The following is a 15,268-nucleotide window of genomic DNA, read 5'->3' on the forward strand; positions in this document are numbered from 1 at the left end:
ATTTCAAGCTTTGCCATTAAGGTACATCCAGGACATCAAATTTAATTCTATTAACGCTCGTAGCTACTACTCGGTCACGCCACGTGCATAGTCATTGCCAGTTTGGGCTGGATATGCGGGAAAACCCGTAGTACGATGAGCATTTAGGTATAGAATTGTAGATTTAGGCCAGCATATACTTGTGTGGTAGGTTGAGCAATGCCTTTAGTGGACACAGAAAATTGAGGTTCTACAAATAAATTGTATACGGTTTTTCCTGATTAATTACTTTACCCGCACCTAAACTTAAGGGCATTACGTGATTATCATTTTTAAAATCAAATACCCATATAGGCGCAGCTCTTAAATAAAAGTCATGTACTGTAATGGTCAAGTAAATTCGGACACTTATTTAAACAACTTACTAAACAAAATTCCTCCCTGCTGACGCACCACTTCCGCGGTTTGTCGACTCCTCAATCCCGCGCAGTCCAGCGCTCCTGATTGAGCAGTTTCAAGCGATTCTCTGATAAAACTCCTGTTCAAACGCTAACGGTGTTTTATAGCCTAAAGTTGAATGAAGCCGTCTACCATTATAAAAGGCAAGATAGTCAATCACGGCAAGCTTGGCACAGGCTTTAGTAGCGAATCGATGGTAATTCAAGGATTCATATTTGATGCTGCGAAAAAAACGCTCTGTAGGGGAGTTATCCCAACAATTGCCTTTGCGACTCATACTCTGCTGCATTTTCATTAATTTCAATAGCTCTCGGTACTCATAACTCGCATATTGACTGCCGCGATCTGAGTGGTGCAGTAATCCTGGAGAGGGTTTTTTGCGCCAAAACGCCATCCGCTCGGCTAACCTGCATCATTTTACATAACAGTTTAATCGAGTAGGCTTTCTCTTGCTCTTTGATAAATTGATATTTTATTTCTGTTCCTGAGCAAAGAAAGCGCGGCCTTTTTTAAGATTTCTCTCTCCATCCTGAGCTTGTTATTTTCTTTCTGAGGCGTAACAACTCTTCGCGTTCGTTTAAGCTCAGCTGAGAGCCTGAGGTACTAGCCCCTTTCTTTTCAGCCCCTTTTTCCATACTAACCCATTTCCTTAGGGCACTAATCGAAACACCTAAACTTGTAGCTGCCTCTGGAATGCTATAGCCTTTTGATAGCACCAATTGAACAGCATCCTGTTTGAATTCTAAACTAAAATACGGTCTCTTTCTTTGATTCAATACTTCACTCCTATTGGTTATATTTTAACCTATAAAAGTGTCCAGGCATATTAGACCACTACATTTTCTATAGCCGTGAGTGGATTGAAGCAGGGTTAAATGAATAGTAATGAACTTAAATCCTTTTTGCTGGTGTATGAATATCGCTCCTATTCAATTGCAGCGAAGAAACTTTTTGTTACTCAATCTGCTATTAGTAAACGCATTTTTAATCTGGAAAAAGAGTTAAGGGTAAAACTATTTGAAAATCGCTCTAATATGGTTTTACCTACAATTAAAGCTAAACTACTTGTTCCTTATGCTCGACAATTAATCAATATTTTGAATAATACTTACTCTGATTTAAGAGGAAATCAGTTATCCAAACTATCCGTATCGCTGGGAACTACTCTTTATCCAGCACTCGATTTCATTCCCGCATTTATAGAGCTTATATCCAACGACCAAGCTGCCTACCCCCAATTTCATATCAGACAGCTGCCAAAAAAGGAATTAGTGGATTCCTTGCTCAATGGAATTTTAGATCTTGCGTTGGCGACTGAAGATTTAATTGTAGATTCCTCTATTCAATGCACTGTACTTTCCTCAGAGGAATTATTTATTGTGGTGTCGCCCAGACATCCTCTGGCAAGCAGGAAAGAAATTAGCTGGGATGATTTATCCAGATACCCTTGTGTACATACGCCGTCAGGTTTTTCAGTACGCGACCGGCTGGATCGAATATTTACCAGACTTGAATTACCTCTGATGATTGAGCATGAGCTTTACTCATTCGAAGCATTAGGCAAATTAGTAAAGGCAGGATTGTGCTGGAGTGTATTGCCATTGCATTATTGTGATCCGGAATTAGTAAAACTTAAATTAGCAGGTTTTAACGAGACCATTAATTTATGTTGGTACTGTCATAAAGGAAGGGTGGACTCATTTATTATCCAATACACAACAGAGCTATTTAAACAGACACTTACGAAAGCTCCATTTCCACATACTGTATAAATTAACAACGAAGAGGTTAAAATAAACTAGCGTGCTTTTGAAAACTATATTCACTGTAAAGTATAACTTTTGTTCCTCAAATGTACTATTCTTATATTGGGAGTTGCAAAAGTTCCAAAACGACAATCGCACAGAACCACCACGTGGTGGTTCTGGTTTATCAGTTTATCAGTTTAATGGTTACTTCGGAAGTGTCACAGGATTTGGATAATAAGATGAAAAAACATAAGGGATTTACACTGATTGAGTTAATGATTGTTGTGGCTATCGTAGGCATTTTAGCAGCGATTGCAATCCCTGCTTATCAAGACTATACGATTCGCGCTCGAGTGACAGAGGGATTAAGTTTAGCTTCCTCTGCAAAAGCGGCGGTCGCCGAAACCACCATCGCTAGAAATGCACTTCCCACCTCTCAAGCCGCTACTGGTTATGTCTCACCGGCCGCTACGGCAAACGTCTCTTCTATCACCATTGCAGCCAATACCGGAGTGATAACAATTACTTATACAGCAGCTGCCGGAGGCGGTACCATCCTATTAACGCCTACTTTAAATGCAAATGGTGATTTGACTTGGACCTGCACCGGGGGAACATTAGCAGCTAAATACAGGCCAGCTTCTTGTAGGCCGTGAATTCAAACGAGTACGAGGTCCATACTATCATTCGATTGAGTGTATCTAGTATAACATTCGTTTTATTAGTACTATTTATTCTTTAGTCTCTTACCCCAGAGCAACTATGAGCTTGCACTTCATTGAAGAATACCCATATCCTGCCTTTCTCTGTGATACAGAAGGGACTATGATTTTAAATAATCAAGCGTATAGAGATTTTTTCCATGTTGAGGAGTGTTTATTTAGTGATTCCCTCAGTCACTACACTGAGCTTCATGCACTTTTTGAGAGCTTAAAAAAAAATTCTGCCCCCGGTTTAACAAAGACCTATCACAACAATATAGTTTTGCAATGGGCAGCAACGACTTGTGTATTTTTATTACAACATCATGTGATAGCTTGTTTGAGTCAACCTTTGGAACAAGAACAATGATGTGAATGGCTCTGTTCGTCCATGCTTTACCCAGAACACCGCCGAAGAAACGACGTGGTATACAGGCTATAATTGATAATGGGAGTTAACGCTAATAGAAAATAATCTATCGGTAACATTAATTAAAAAGGTTATTGCAGAGAACATGAAACCAAACCGCTCTCAACTACAAGACGAGTGCTTTTTGTTATTACTGGAAAGCTCCCTTAGGTCAATTCCTTTCAACGGCTTATTATCGGTATTGATATCCTTCTATCTACTCTACCGACAAGCACCACTTTATTGGGTGATGACTTGGTTACTTGCTGTCATCTTTTTAAGCATAGCACGCTTGCTGTATAGTAAGTATTGCATTAAATCAAAGCGTTATATTAAAAAGAAAAAACAGACATTACACCTATTTATTGCCTTGACATTCCTAATGGGTGCATTATGGGGTAGCTCTTATCTATTATTTTATCCTTACTTTTTAAAAGTGAATCAAAATATCATTACCTTGGTTCTCGGGGGAATGGCTGCAGGCGCGCTCGCATCATTATCCGTTTACCTTCCCGCCTACTGTGCGTATTTATTACCGATGTTTTTACCTCTCATCGTTTACAACTATTGGTTAGGAGAATTTAATCACAGTATTTTAGCGACGATGTTCTCTTTATTTGTTCTCATGTTACTCATTACAGCAAAATCCCAGTCTAGAATTTTACAAAGCACCATTCGCTTAACCCAAGAAAAAGAGAAGGCACTCATTGAAATCAAACGGTTGTCCATCACCGATTCACTCACGGGTCTTTATAATCGTCGATATTTTGACCAACGATTAAGTGAAGAGTTTGCTCGAGCCAAACGAAACCATCACCCCATTAACTTGGTGTTAATCGATGTCGATGACTTCAAACGACTTAACGATAACTTTGGGCACCCTTCAGGTGATTTGTTTTTGAAGCATTTAGCTTCAGCCATCAAAAAATCTGCTCAAAGAGCAAATGATACTTCTTTTCGAATTGGCGGTGACGAGTTTGCGACAATTCTTACGAACACTTCATTGGAAGAGGCTATTTTATTATGCAGGAAATTACAAAATAAGGTTCAATCTGAAGTTTCGAATGCAACTACACTAAGTATCGGTATTGTGAGTGTGTCACCTTCTTGCCCAGAGGAAAACGTGGAGCAAATCATTTCAGTAGCCGATAAAACCTTGTATGAAGCGAAGAAAAGCGGAAAAAATCAAGTTCGAGCGCAACAGCTTAATTGCCTGTAATCCAGAGCACTATTGGCATAAGCGGGATAATTTAACCAAAAGGATTACTAAATGAACATATTAATCACTGGTGGCTGCGGTTTTATTGGCTCTCATCTTGCCCAATATTATCTTGAAAAAGGGCATAAAGTGGTGTGCATTGATAATTTGGACACTGGAAAAATTGAAAATATCAGTGAATTTCAACAGCATCAGTCATTTACATTTGAGGAAGCCGATTTATTGACTTGGCCAAACTTGCAAGATACAGTGAGCTGGGCAGATGTTATTTTCCATCTAGCCGCATCGGTTGGAATGTTTAAAGTCCTACATGATCCCATCGCTGTAATCAATAATAATATTATTGCTTGCAACCATTTGCTACAGGCCATCGCTAACGCTCAAAAAAAGCCTATTACGGTGATTGTTTCCTCATCCGCTGTGTATGGAGATTCTAAAGGTTTATGCGAAAGTAGCTCCCTAAACTTAAAACCGCTTACAAACTCCCATATGACTTATTCCATCAGTAAACTCTCTGAGGAAGTAATCGGGTATGCCCATTTTTATCAGAAAAATATACCGGTCATTTTACCCCGAATATTTAATACGATTGGCCCTCGGCAGACAGGGCAATATGGGATGGTTGTCCCCCGTTTTATAAGACAAGCCTGTGAGAATGAACCACTCACTGTTTTTGGGGATGGCCATCAGACCCGTTCTTTTTGTGACGTAAGGGATGTGGTAGCGGCTCTTGATTTAGTTATCAATACCCCTGAGAGTATTGGTAAGAGTATCAATATTGGAAATAATAGAGAAATCTCTATCAATAATCTGGCGGAATTAACAAAAAGTTACTCAAAAAGTAACTCTGAAATTGTTCACATCCCTTATGATGAGGCTTATGGGGTCGACTATGTGGATATTGAGCAACGCTGCCCTAACCTCAATACCTTATTCGCACTGACGTCTTTTCAGCACCAATGGACTTTAGAAGATACGTTGAAGGATTTAATTACTAAGTATAAACAATCCCAAAATAATGGATGGGACCATAGGGTATCCTAATTGATAACAGAATAGCCTCTGGTATTTGTGGAACTGGCATCAGTGAAAATTTACAGCAGATTATTCAGCGACAACCACCACACAGGTTAAGCAAATACCGGAACTCAGTTTGCCTATATTTTATAAATGGAGAGTGTACAGCTTAAGTACTTTCTTTTGAGCATTTTTTATATTTTCACGCTTGTCTTTAAGTTTTAGCGAGAGTAATCCCATGAGTCACTTTCAGTGTTTGAAGTTGTAATGAATGCGCCCTAGCTTTAATCCCTTATTAATTGTTTTAACATTGACAAAAAAATAAAACTGACCTTAATTACGCAGGTCCGAGCTAATTGCCTCATCTCTTGCGGCATTTTCAGCCTGGAATCCGATGAACATTGTCGGTCACAGTCGGCCTTGGAAAAGTGGATTTAAGTCTAATATAGAAGCTATACTAAATAATGGGAATTTAAAGGCTGCTATGCTATGAAAGCATTAGGATTCACAATTATCGAATTATTAATTGTTGTCGTAGTCATCGGAATTCTAGCAACCATTGCAATTCCAGCTTATCAAGATTACACGATAAGAGCACGCGTGACGGAAGGTTTGAGTTTAGCCAGTGCTGCAAAACAGACCGTATCGGAAACCACTCAAGTTAAAAATGGGGTGCTTCCGGCTGATAATAACGCAGCAGGCTATTCACCTCCAGCGGCTACTCCTTCTGTTTCTTCCATTAATATTCAAAATGGTCAGATAACAATCGCTTACACTCCCTTAGCTGGCAATGGTACGATCATACTGACTCCAACAGTACAGTCCGGAGGGGAAATGATCTGGGATTGTCGTGCCGGAACACTTCCCGATAAATACCGTCCCTCGACTTGTCGAGGGGGTAATGCTACTCAAGGAACAAACTCTGGCACTGGCGGCGATTCTGGGGCTGGCGGAAACTCTGGCTCTGGTGGAAACTCTAACACTGAAAGAGACTGGCTCTGGTGGCTCTGGTGGCTTTTCGGCAGATAGCTGCTTGGCAACCCAATGCAAATAATAATGATGATGCCCTTATATTCGGTAAATTCCACAAATCGTCTTTATATCAGGGTTGATTTAAAATGCATATTACAAGCAAGTCGATTGATGGCGGGCTGCAATGGGATCCATAACCCCATCGCTATACTTTCGCCTTGAAAAGGCAATGAGCAAATCACTAACCCGAATGACCTCAGTGTTTTGAGAAATTTCTCGCCCTTCACTGCGCCAATAACCTACTGCTTTTCTATTTCACTTTGTCTATCTTTAAGACAGATGAGCAAAGACATTGGACGTTTTAAACGGACTTTTTAGCGGTACCAGGACGCTACCTTCTGCAAGGATGCAGAGCTCTGAACTATTAGGCCTATACCGCCTGATGAATCACATGCGTAACCACGCCCCAAATGACTAAATCCTGATTTTCAGTAATATCGATGGCTGAAAAGGCTGGGTTTTCAGGCAAAAGTTGCACTTGCCCACCTAGGCGCGATAAGCGTTTCACAGTGAGCTCTCCATCAATGGCTGCGATGACAATTTTTCCGTGGGTCGCCTCAAGGCTACTGTCAACTATCAGCAAATCGCCGTTATGAATGCCGGCCTCCTTCATTGAATCGCCAGAGGCGGTCAATAAAAACGTCGAAGAGGGATGTTTAATCAAAAATTCATTCAAATTCAAATGCGCTTCAATGTAATCATCCGCAGGGGACGGAAATCCTGCTTTGACTTTGCAGGTGTATAAAGGCAGCGTTAATCGGCTTGAGGAACTAATTAACTGTTTGACCTCTTCCATACGCGATAAGGGGATACGCATTGCTTTAGTCGATTCACCGTATTGATTACTGCCTTTAGGCCGCCCTGCTCCGTCTCGTTTGCCACCTCTCATTGCAACTCCGCATGTAGCCTGTCAATTATTTGACATTCTATGAAAGAGACGAGTATATTTGAATTAAGTACGCTTTTCAAACCAACCCATTCAACACGAGAAGAATAACTCAAAAGGACAGGGCTATCACGACTCATTGCTTGAGGATTTGCCATGTATGCACTCATCGATTGTAACAATTTTTATGCAAGCTGTGAACGATTGTTCAGGCCAGACCTACTCACGACGCCGATTGTGGTCCTCAGCAATAATGACGGCTGTGTCATTGCCCGCTCCAATGAGTCAAAGGCTTTAGGCATTGGCATGGGCGCCCCTTTTTTTGAGGTCAAAGCCTTGTGCAAAAAGCACAAAGTGAAAGTGTTTTCTTCGAACTATACCTTATATGGTGATATCTCCCATCGCGTCATGCGCCTCATTGAAGCACACTGGCCGGAGACTGAAATTTACTCCATTGATGAAGCCTTCCTTGACTTAAGCACTTTACCTGAATCCAAGCGGTTTTCCTTTTGCGAAAACTTGCAGAAAACCATCCTAAAAGGCGTGCACATCCCCACCTCCATTGGAATTGGCAAAACCAAAACACTGGCCAAAGCGGCTAATTTCATCGCCAAGAAAAAACTGCAAACCCCGGTCTTTGACATCACAGGAAGCGAGGCGCGATGGTTAAGTCAGCTTGAGGTATCGGATGTTTGGGGGATTGGGCGCCAATGGTCAAAAAAACTCAATGGCCTAGGCATTCAAACAGCACTTGATTTAGCAGAATCTGACGCCAATTTAATGCGCAACAAATTTAGCGTGGTCATGCAGCGAATCGTGCTGGAGTTGAATGGCGTATCGTGTTTGGAATTGGAAACGCCGGAGCCTAAGCAATCAATTATGTCCTCCTGCTCCTTTGGCGGTCTGCAGTCGGACTATCAGGTCATTCAAGAAGGTATTAGCCATCACTGCGCTACGGCATCGGCCAAGATGCGAAAACAAGGATTAACCACCCAATACCTTTCGGTATTTATTCGCTCCAATCCCTTTCGCGAAGATACCAAGCAATATGCAAACTCCATCGGCTTTCGCCTGGTCAACCCCACCGATGATGTGCGGGTTATCACCAAATGGGCGAAATACTGTTTAAAGAAAATTTATCAACCGGGCATTTTCTATCATAAATCAGGCGTCCTCTTAAATGATTTAACCAGTAACCGTTTTTACCAGGCCGATTTATTCAACCAACCAAGTGATTTGCAGCACTCGACTACCTTGATGCATTTAATGGATAGCGTCAATCAAAAATATGGCGCGAGAACCCTACGTTTAGCCGCTGAAGGCTTCCAAAAATCCTGGTCAATGAAACGTCAATTAATGTCGCCTTGTTACACCACGCGCTGGTCTGATTTACCCATTGCCTATACTGGCAGTGGACAAGGAAAATGCCGTTGACTAGGATTAAAGAGTCTTTGGAGGAATTACCATGTGCGGCCGATTTTCTGTCGACACCGATATCGAAAAACTAAAACAGCAATTTGCAGTCACCACTGTGGAGCCTTTGCCCAAAAGCCGCAATGTTGCACCAACCGAAGCCGCCCTTTGCCTTATTGCAACGGAAGAAGGCTTAAAAGCGGTTCAAATGCGCTGGGGCATTGTGCCCTGGTATGCAAAAGGCAAAAAATCAATGCTGCTCATTAATGCACGTGCCGAACAAGCCGCCGAAAAGCCAGCCTTTAAACAAGCGATTAAATACCGGCGTTGCCTTTTAATTATGAATGGCTTTTTTGAATGGCAGCATCACCCTAAAGACAATAAAACCGTCAAACAACCCTACTATATTCATCAGAAAGACAATGCCCTTTTAGCGGTCGCTGCCATTTGGGAGCGCTTTGAACCTGAACCAGACCTGATTATTCCTTCCTGCTGCTTACTGACCACCTCGCCCAATGAACTCGTCAGTCAACTCCATGACCGCATGCCCTGGTTTTTAGACGAGACTCAACAAGCAAAATGGCTCTCCCCTACCCCATTTTCCGCTGAGGATGTGAGTCTTTTACTCCAACAGCCCCAATCCGTTGAGCTTGCCTGCCATCCCGTAACGCCTAAAGTGAATTCCGCACTGTATAAGGGGGACGATTGCATTGAAGCCCTATCGACTGATGCCTCCATGACAGAATGATTTTTGAGGCCGTTCAATTTCAAACGTCCATGCACTGGATTTTCTTTCGCGTTTAAGCCACCATTATCTGTACCGCAAAATTCCTTAAAGACAAGGAGTGTCTATGGAATGGCAAATCGGCGAGACCGTGTACTGGTTAGGCCAAAGGCAAACATCCCAGATTTTGGTTTATTCCCTTTATCGATTGCGATTGTAAAAGAGACTATCCAAGACATTCGCCCACATACCCCTCAACAAAATCCTATAGTGACTGCCCGTTTCGCCTTTTGCCTGGATGAGGTGTTGAAAGCGGTGCGTTTGATAGCGGGATTAGTACTTGGTCCTTTCGGAATCGCCCAGCTTTTTAAAACGCCTTGAAGCTCTAAGCGAAAGTCGTAATGCAAATGGGAAGCTTGATGCTTTTGGATAACAATGCGCGAATGATAAGTTAAAGATTCAGCGCCCGGTGGCTCACGGGTGCGGGAAAAATTACGTTTGGCGCGATACTGCCCTAAGCCCATGGTTCCTCCAATGCTTGTGACAGAAAAACAAAAACCACCCTAAGGTGGTTTCTGATGCAGACTAAAGAGTTCGCTTCCGCGATCTTCTGTCTACACTTTAAGTATAGTAAAGCCATACTGGCTGTCAATTATCGTGAAAGTAGACGTGCTGCAGTCTGGCTCTGAGTTTCCAATTCAAGGTTAACCTACATCTACGTGTCCGTAAGACGCATAATAATGAGCTTCATTGCCATTTGGCCAAGCTACTTTGCTTAACTTTAATCATCAATAGCCAAGGGGCTCATTGGATTTAAGTCGACAGGGTAAAGAGTAATCCGATCCATTCTTAAGCATTCGCATCAATCCAGGGATTGGAATACCCCTCAATGCCGGCCACTTGAGCAGCCCACTCTTTTTCCCAGGCGCTTGGGGGAAATTGACGATGCCAAGCAATAAATAATTGTTGTTGTGCGCTACTTAATGCAATGCCATACCGGTCAGCCATAAACAGATTTGCGCGGGCAACAAGCCCTTTTACCGCATCGGCTGGCTCAATGCGACGTGTAGCGCTATCCACATAAAACTCACAGCCGTAGGTTTTTGGTTTACCAGGGAGCTCGGCATAGCGATAATTAGAACGGAGCTGATTTAACAATCCCACTTCTGGCCATAAGTTATAAAGCTCAGCTTCCGCCTGGCGAAATCGCGGCTCTATTTTTTCACAACAAGCCCGTCCTTTAAAAGGTGTGCCGTTGGCATGACGGCAAAGCGGTACCCGCCAACAGGCGAATTGCCGGCCAAAATTTTCTGCGGGCATAATATGCTCCCATTCCAGGCGTAACGCACGCTTTTTATCCGCCGCGGCATCCATCTGGCAGCTCGCCAAATCAATTTGCTTGTTTTGGTAATGGCATTGACAATATAGGGTGATTGGATGCGGCTTAAATACGGCTGCGGCTATTTTTTTGGCTTGCGCAAAATTAGCAGGCGGTGCGGCATCGCACGCCTGACTAAATAAAAGAATAATTAAGAGCAATACGGTTTTCATGCGCGAAGCTTAAAGAAAATGCGCCGGGTTTTCCAGTCTTGTCTTTTTTTAAACACACCCTGCCCTATCATGTGCTTTCTAAGGAGTGAATACCATGTCTCTGCATCAAACCGATTGCCACTTGGATGGAAAACAAGTGACTGTTCATTTCCGCTATTACTGGCCAAAAGCATACGTCCTTTGGCAGCACAAGCGATATGGGAGTATCGATATCACTGAGGTGATGACCGCTGATGAACGAATTGACTTTGAGTCCTTGCCGGTTGAATCGCAAATTGCCTGCCGCCATGCCGCCTGGGAGCATTTGCATGCCAACAGACTCTTAAAAGAAGCCAACGTCGCCAGTATCTGGCAAGCAGACGAGCATCATAGTGCTCTTCGCCTCAACACAGATTGAAAAATGTCTGGGCAGTGGCTTTTTTCCTTTACTTATCAGCGCTCTAACATTCTATACACATCGTTATCCACAGATTTTGTGGATAAGTAATAACGGGATTTATCGTATTTAAAACGCGATACGCCTTTATAATCATAGGGCTTGAAGAGGAAAAGAAGAAAAGAGGGGCTACTAGAGAGATGTTTTAAAAAAACTTATCCACAAAAGCTAGGCTTGGGATAGAAATTTCGGAAATGCATTGTATCTTCTTTTTTTTAGAAGAACCAGTCTTGACTTTTTGCCGCTGTTTTCTTTAGAGGCATTAGGTGCCCTATGTACTTAATAATTAATAATAAATTTCATTATGGGGTTTTGCGTCCCTTCCACCGTATTCAACACGCATGCCCACGCTTCTAAATGATTTTCATCCCAGGCATAAAAGGGGTCTAAAGAACGCTATGAAGGTGTTCTCCTCCTCGGTAATTACCCCAACATTCCGCTTAAATCCATGGATTTTCGTTTCTGGTAAGTCAACATGATATCGGTAATGAGTCTGATTTTTTCATTGTGCTCGACGTCGAGAGAAAAAATCCCTTCAGTAACTCCCCGCATCAGCCGGGTTAATTCATGGTCATCGACACTGACACTGGGCTTATTTTTGGTGAGTTTAGTATTGTCCGATGAACGGCTGCGGATGAAGGAGACCTCGAGCCAGTTCACTGCTAATTTAGGCTGACTGATGGTTACAAAGAGCGGGCTCTTTTCCTCTTCTGTTCGTATAAAATAATCACGGGAGGCGGCGAATGACGCAATCATGTCACCAGGGTAGACTATAAAATTAACGCCTAATGAGGCAGCAATCCACATGACGGCCGGGCTTTCTTCGATAAGATAGTTAGTAGAAGACTGCATCAGTACGTCGTTTGATACCGACTCATGCGCGTGTCTTCGCACAAAATCAGAGGCCACTCGCTGTACGGATTCGGCTAATACAGGTTCTGACTGATACAAGGCCGTGATTTGCGATTGCAGGCTGAGGTATTCATTGGATTTGTTGAGCCAATCCCGCCAAAACACCACCTCGTAGTTCGTGGCGATTCGGTTTAATGCGGCTTGCTTGTCTAGTGGAAACGCTTCGATAAGGTGCGAATCAAACTCGGTGGAGTTCAGTCCCAGCGGCTTTAAAAAACAATCTAAATGGTTCTCAAAATAGGTTTTTCCCAGCAGAGTGGCTTCTTCTTTCAGTGCATTAACGGTGCTGGTGTTTGGTTCAATATCCCGACACAAATTATGCCAATACACTTCATCCGCGATTAGGAACGTGGTAAATCCAAACTCAGCGGTGGCTTTCTCTATAATGGCGCTTAAGTAGTCACCGGTACAATATTGATTCCCTTTAATGCTTAAAAGGACTACTGCTTTGGTTTTGTTGAGATTAGGGAATAATGATTTGGAATTCCCCTCGAATCGTGCTTTTAGAATATCCCCGTTTTTAGATCCTTTGACTTTAACCATGGTTCTCCTTAATGTATCCCTGTAAGCCTTCAACGGATTATATTGTACATAATTTGAACCAACAGGTCAATAGCGACACAAGCCGCCTTTATATTCGCTTATTTAATTCTATAATTAGTAAAAAAAGGGATCATGATGGCGAATACCAATAGACCGTCCTCCGACATCAATAAATTGCTCGAAGAGCTGGAATCACTCAAAACCCAACTCATTGAGGAACAGCAAAAGAATCAATTCTTAGAAAATCTCATTGCCTTAATCCCGGGCCACATCTACTGGCTCAATGAAAGAAATGAATTTTTAGGCTGCAATAATATGCAGGCCAAAACCGCTCAATTGAATTCTCGCCACGATATAGTAGGCAAGACCAACTATGATATGCCGTGGAAAAACCAAGCCGCAGAGCTCAACAAAGCCAACGATATCGCCAGACAAACCGGTACCACGCAAATTCAGGAAGAAACGATTGATACAGCCGCGGGAAGAAAAACCTATCTGTCTTACAAAGAACCCTTGCGAGATGCAAATCAACAGATTATTGGTGTTTTAGGAGTCTCGCTGGATATTTCTCAAATCAAAAAACTGGAGTCCGAACTTCGCAGTGCCAAAGAACTGGCCGAAGCAGCCAGTCAGGCCAAAACCGAGTTTTTAGATAATATGCGTCATGATATTAGAACGCCGCTCACAGGCATTGTGGGCTTTGCTGATTTACTGAAGATGGACGCGAATACCCCCCATATCCAGGAATATGCCGACAATTTAATCGCCTCCAGTCATGCGCTGCTTGAATTAATGGATGAAGTCCTGGAAGCCATCCGCGTCAGCTCGGGAGAAATCCCCAGGCTTAAAAAGAAATTTGATTTAAAAGCAGCATTAGAACATGTCATTAAATTAAACAGGGCAAGAAGCGCTCAGAAACGATTAACCCTGTCTTTAGAATTTGATGAAGCCATACCCCGTTATGTCATAGGGGATAAAGTGCGTATTCATCGCATTATTCTTGAATTAGTGGCCAATGCCTTAAATTTTACGGATACTGGATTTGTGAAATTATCCGCGCATCTTGCTAAACAGGAAGGGAAGCAATTGGTGTTAATGCTGGTTGTTGAAGACTCTGGCATTGGCATTCCCAAAGACAAACAGCAGGAAATCTATGTTCAATTTAAACGCTTAACCCCCTCCTATCAAGGCATTTATAAAGGTGCCGGTTTGGGTCTGTCGGTTGTAAAGCAATTTGTGGATGAATTAAATGGTGAAATTTATGTTAAAAGTGAGCCTCGCAGGGGCTCATCCTTCACCTGCGTCATCCCTCTTCAAGAGCCGCTTCTCGATAATGATTTAGGCATGGAAGAACAGGATTCGCTGGTCGATCAACTGTACGAAACGACTTATGCACAGCAAATTAAACCACCATCCAGCCCCTCCGTTGAATCCTCTGAGCACCGAGTGCTCGTGGTTGAAGACAACTTCATTGCACAGCAGGCAGCCAAATCGTTGTTATCCAAGCTTCAATGTGCCGTTGATATAGCAGAAGATGGCAAAACCGCGCTCGATTTATGGAAAACGCAGCACTATGATTTAATTCTGATGGACATCGGTTTGCCTGATGTAGACGGATATGAGGTAACCCATGCCATTCGCGTGCAGGAATTAACCAAGAAAACGCATATTCCCATTATTGCTTTAACGGCACATGCCGGCGACGAAAATAAAAAACGCTGTATCGATGCCGGAATGAATGCCGTACTGACCAAACCACTCACGGCTAAAAACTGTGCGGATATGATCAATGCATTTATTCCCGGACGCCAAAAAGAACTAACGCCCTGTCAACTGGCAAGTTCAACAGAGAGGCCGCCCCTATCCTTGGCTGAGTTCCCCTTACTTGATATTGCAGAAGGAATAAAAACACTGGGAGCCGAGACCAATGTAGCCGATATGCTTCGCTTTATGATTACAGAATCACTGCCTGAAGACATGCAAAAATTAAAGCTGGCACACCAAGCCAGTGATTGGGAAAAAACCCAGCAACTCATTCACAAAATCAAAGGTGGCGCGGTGTATGTGGGCACCACTCAGTTAAAGATGGCGTGCCAGTACTTTGATCAATACTGGAAATCAGGCCAAACCGAGCAACTCGAGCCACTATATCAACAAACAGTGCATGCGGTTCTTGCAACTACCCAGGCCATTGAGGATTGGCTCAATGAGAAAAAAGATTAGAGTACCTCTACCCTAT

15 protein-coding genes and 1 pseudogene are annotated in these 15,268 nt (G+C 42.7%); 10 read left to right on the forward strand and 6 right to left on the reverse strand.

Annotated features, from left to right (window positions below; genetic code table 11):
• Positions 1–493 precede the first annotated feature (493 nt).
• Both B1207_RS14250 and B1207_RS14255 read right to left on the reverse strand, forming a co-directional pair.
• The gene (locus B1207_RS14250; RefSeq protein WP_112220575.1) at positions 494–832 is read right to left on the reverse strand and encodes an integrase core domain-containing protein; all 339 of its coding nucleotides are present in this window, start codon (positions 830–832) and stop codon (positions 494–496) included.
• Positions 833–947: 115 nt separating this feature from the next.
• A complete protein-coding gene (locus B1207_RS14255; protein ID WP_160037293.1) occupies positions 948–1,214 on the reverse strand; it encodes a transposase in 267 nt (88 codons plus the stop codon).
• Positions 1,215–1,313: 99 nt separating this feature from the next.
• On the opposite strand from B1207_RS14255, the gene B1207_RS14260 reads away from it, so the two are divergent.
• The 6 genes and pseudogenes from B1207_RS14260 to B1207_RS14285 form a co-directional block, all read left to right on the forward strand.
• Positions 1,314–2,210, forward strand: coding sequence for a LysR family transcriptional regulator (locus B1207_RS14260; protein WP_103989373.1), 897 nt, complete (start codon positions 1,314–1,316; stop codon positions 2,208–2,210).
• Positions 2,211–2,425: 215 nt separating this feature from the next.
• Positions 2,426–2,842, forward strand: coding sequence for a pilin (locus B1207_RS14265; protein ID WP_058524236.1), 417 nt, complete (start codon positions 2,426–2,428; stop codon positions 2,840–2,842).
• 106 nt (positions 2,843–2,948) lie between these two features.
• Positions 2,949–3,257 (forward strand): hypothetical protein, encoded by a 309-nt coding sequence (locus B1207_RS14270; RefSeq protein ID WP_103989374.1) that lies wholly within the window; start codon positions 2,949–2,951, stop codon positions 3,255–3,257.
• Between the two features lie 145 nt (positions 3,258–3,402).
• On the forward strand, positions 3,403–4,515 hold the full coding sequence (locus tag B1207_RS14275) for a GGDEF domain-containing protein (RefSeq protein WP_065232836.1): 1,113 nt from the start codon (positions 3,403–3,405) through the stop codon (positions 4,513–4,515).
• 51 nt (positions 4,516–4,566) lie between these two features.
• Positions 4,567–5,559 carry an NAD-dependent epimerase/dehydratase family protein gene (locus B1207_RS14280; RefSeq protein WP_058524216.1) on the forward strand — a complete coding sequence of 331 codons (993 nt, stop codon included), beginning with the start codon at positions 4,567–4,569 and terminating at the stop codon, positions 5,557–5,559.
• Positions 5,560–6,021: 462 nt separating this feature from the next.
• A pseudogene (locus B1207_RS14285) lies at positions 6,022–6,426 on the forward strand (pilin); the annotation flags it as partial.
• A 508-nt stretch (positions 6,427–6,934) separates the two neighbouring features.
• On the opposite strand, the gene B1207_RS14290 reads toward B1207_RS14285, so the two are convergent.
• Positions 6,935–7,453 (reverse strand): LexA family protein, encoded by a 519-nt coding sequence (locus tag B1207_RS14290; protein ID WP_112220576.1) that lies wholly within the window; start codon positions 7,451–7,453, stop codon positions 6,935–6,937.
• A gap of 153 nt (positions 7,454–7,606) precedes the next feature.
• On the opposite strand from B1207_RS14290, the gene B1207_RS14295 reads away from it, so the two are divergent.
• Positions 7,607–8,884 carry a Y-family DNA polymerase gene (locus B1207_RS14295; RefSeq protein WP_112220577.1) on the forward strand — a complete coding sequence of 426 codons (1,278 nt, stop codon included), beginning with the start codon at positions 7,607–7,609 and terminating at the stop codon, positions 8,882–8,884.
• A gap of 31 nt (positions 8,885–8,915) precedes the next feature.
• The gene (locus B1207_RS14300; protein ID WP_112220578.1) at positions 8,916–9,611 is read left to right on the forward strand and encodes an SOS response-associated peptidase; all 696 of its coding nucleotides are present in this window, start codon (positions 8,916–8,918) and stop codon (positions 9,609–9,611) included.
• Between the two features lie 230 nt (positions 9,612–9,841).
• Here the strand turns inward: B1207_RS14300 and B1207_RS14305 are convergent, their stop codons facing one another.
• Together B1207_RS14305 and B1207_RS14310 are read right to left on the reverse strand one after the other, a co-directional pair.
• Complete coding sequence (locus tag B1207_RS14305) at positions 9,842–10,111, reverse strand: DNA polymerase ligase N-terminal domain-containing protein (RefSeq protein WP_112220579.1); 270 nt, start codon at positions 10,109–10,111, stop codon at positions 9,842–9,844.
• 325 nt (positions 10,112–10,436) lie between these two features.
• Positions 10,437–11,138 (reverse strand): endonuclease, encoded by a 702-nt coding sequence (locus B1207_RS14310; RefSeq protein ID WP_112220580.1) that lies wholly within the window; start codon positions 11,136–11,138, stop codon positions 10,437–10,439.
• 94 nt (positions 11,139–11,232) lie between these two features.
• On the opposite strand from B1207_RS14310, the gene B1207_RS14315 reads away from it, so the two are divergent.
• Entirely contained in the window at positions 11,233–11,535 is a 303-nt protein-coding gene (locus tag B1207_RS14315) for a hypothetical protein (RefSeq protein WP_058524002.1), read from the forward strand.
• A gap of 462 nt (positions 11,536–11,997) precedes the next feature.
• Here the strand turns inward: B1207_RS14315 and B1207_RS14320 are convergent, their stop codons facing one another.
• The gene (locus B1207_RS14320; RefSeq protein WP_112220581.1) at positions 11,998–13,029 is read right to left on the reverse strand and encodes a hypothetical protein; all 1,032 of its coding nucleotides are present in this window, start codon (positions 13,027–13,029) and stop codon (positions 11,998–12,000) included.
• Positions 13,030–13,161: 132 nt separating this feature from the next.
• Between B1207_RS14320 and B1207_RS14325 the strand changes: the two genes are divergently transcribed.
• On the forward strand, positions 13,162–15,252 hold the full coding sequence (locus B1207_RS14325; RefSeq protein WP_112220582.1) for a response regulator: 2,091 nt from the start codon (positions 13,162–13,164) through the stop codon (positions 15,250–15,252).
• The last annotated feature ends 16 nt before the right edge of the window (positions 15,253–15,268 follow it).

Origin of the sequence: Legionella quinlivanii (assembly GCF_003265995.1) — a bacterium.
GTDB classification, from domain to species: domain Bacteria; phylum Pseudomonadota; class Gammaproteobacteria; order Legionellales; family Legionellaceae; genus Legionella_C; species Legionella_C quinlivanii_A.

Bases quoted from the DNA above. Each gene is read 5' to 3' on its own strand.
- B1207_RS14250 (WP_112220575.1), bottom strand. From the start codon at position 832: ATGGCGTTTTGGCGCAAAAAACCCTCTCCAGGATTACTGCACCACTCA.
- B1207_RS14260 (WP_103989373.1), top strand. From the start codon at position 1,314: ATGAATAGTAATGAACTTAAATCCTTTTTGCTGGTGTATGAATATCGC.
- B1207_RS14265 (WP_058524236.1), top strand. From the start codon at position 2,426: ATGAAAAAACATAAGGGATTTACACTGATTGAGTTAATGATTGTTGTG.
- B1207_RS14270 (WP_103989374.1), top strand. From the start codon at position 2,949: ATGAGCTTGCACTTCATTGAAGAATACCCATATCCTGCCTTTCTCTGT.
- B1207_RS14275 (WP_065232836.1), top strand. From the start codon at position 3,403: ATGAAACCAAACCGCTCTCAACTACAAGACGAGTGCTTTTTGTTATTA.
- B1207_RS14280 (WP_058524216.1), top strand. From the start codon at position 4,567: ATGAACATATTAATCACTGGTGGCTGCGGTTTTATTGGCTCTCATCTT.
- B1207_RS14290 (WP_112220576.1), bottom strand. From the start codon at position 7,453: ATGAGAGGTGGCAAACGAGACGGAGCAGGGCGGCCTAAAGGCAGTAAT.
- B1207_RS14295 (WP_112220577.1), top strand. From the start codon at position 7,607: ATGTATGCACTCATCGATTGTAACAATTTTTATGCAAGCTGTGAACGA.
- B1207_RS14300 (WP_112220578.1), top strand. From the start codon at position 8,916: ATGTGCGGCCGATTTTCTGTCGACACCGATATCGAAAAACTAAAACAG.
- B1207_RS14305 (WP_112220579.1), bottom strand. From the start codon at position 10,111: ATGGGCTTAGGGCAGTATCGCGCCAAACGTAATTTTTCCCGCACCCGT.
- B1207_RS14310 (WP_112220580.1), bottom strand. From the start codon at position 11,138: ATGAAAACCGTATTGCTCTTAATTATTCTTTTATTTAGTCAGGCGTGC.
- B1207_RS14315 (WP_058524002.1), top strand. From the start codon at position 11,233: ATGTCTCTGCATCAAACCGATTGCCACTTGGATGGAAAACAAGTGACT.
- B1207_RS14320 (WP_112220581.1), bottom strand. From the start codon at position 13,029: ATGGTTAAAGTCAAAGGATCTAAAAACGGGGATATTCTAAAAGCACGA.
- B1207_RS14325 (WP_112220582.1), top strand. From the start codon at position 13,162: ATGATGGCGAATACCAATAGACCGTCCTCCGACATCAATAAATTGCTC.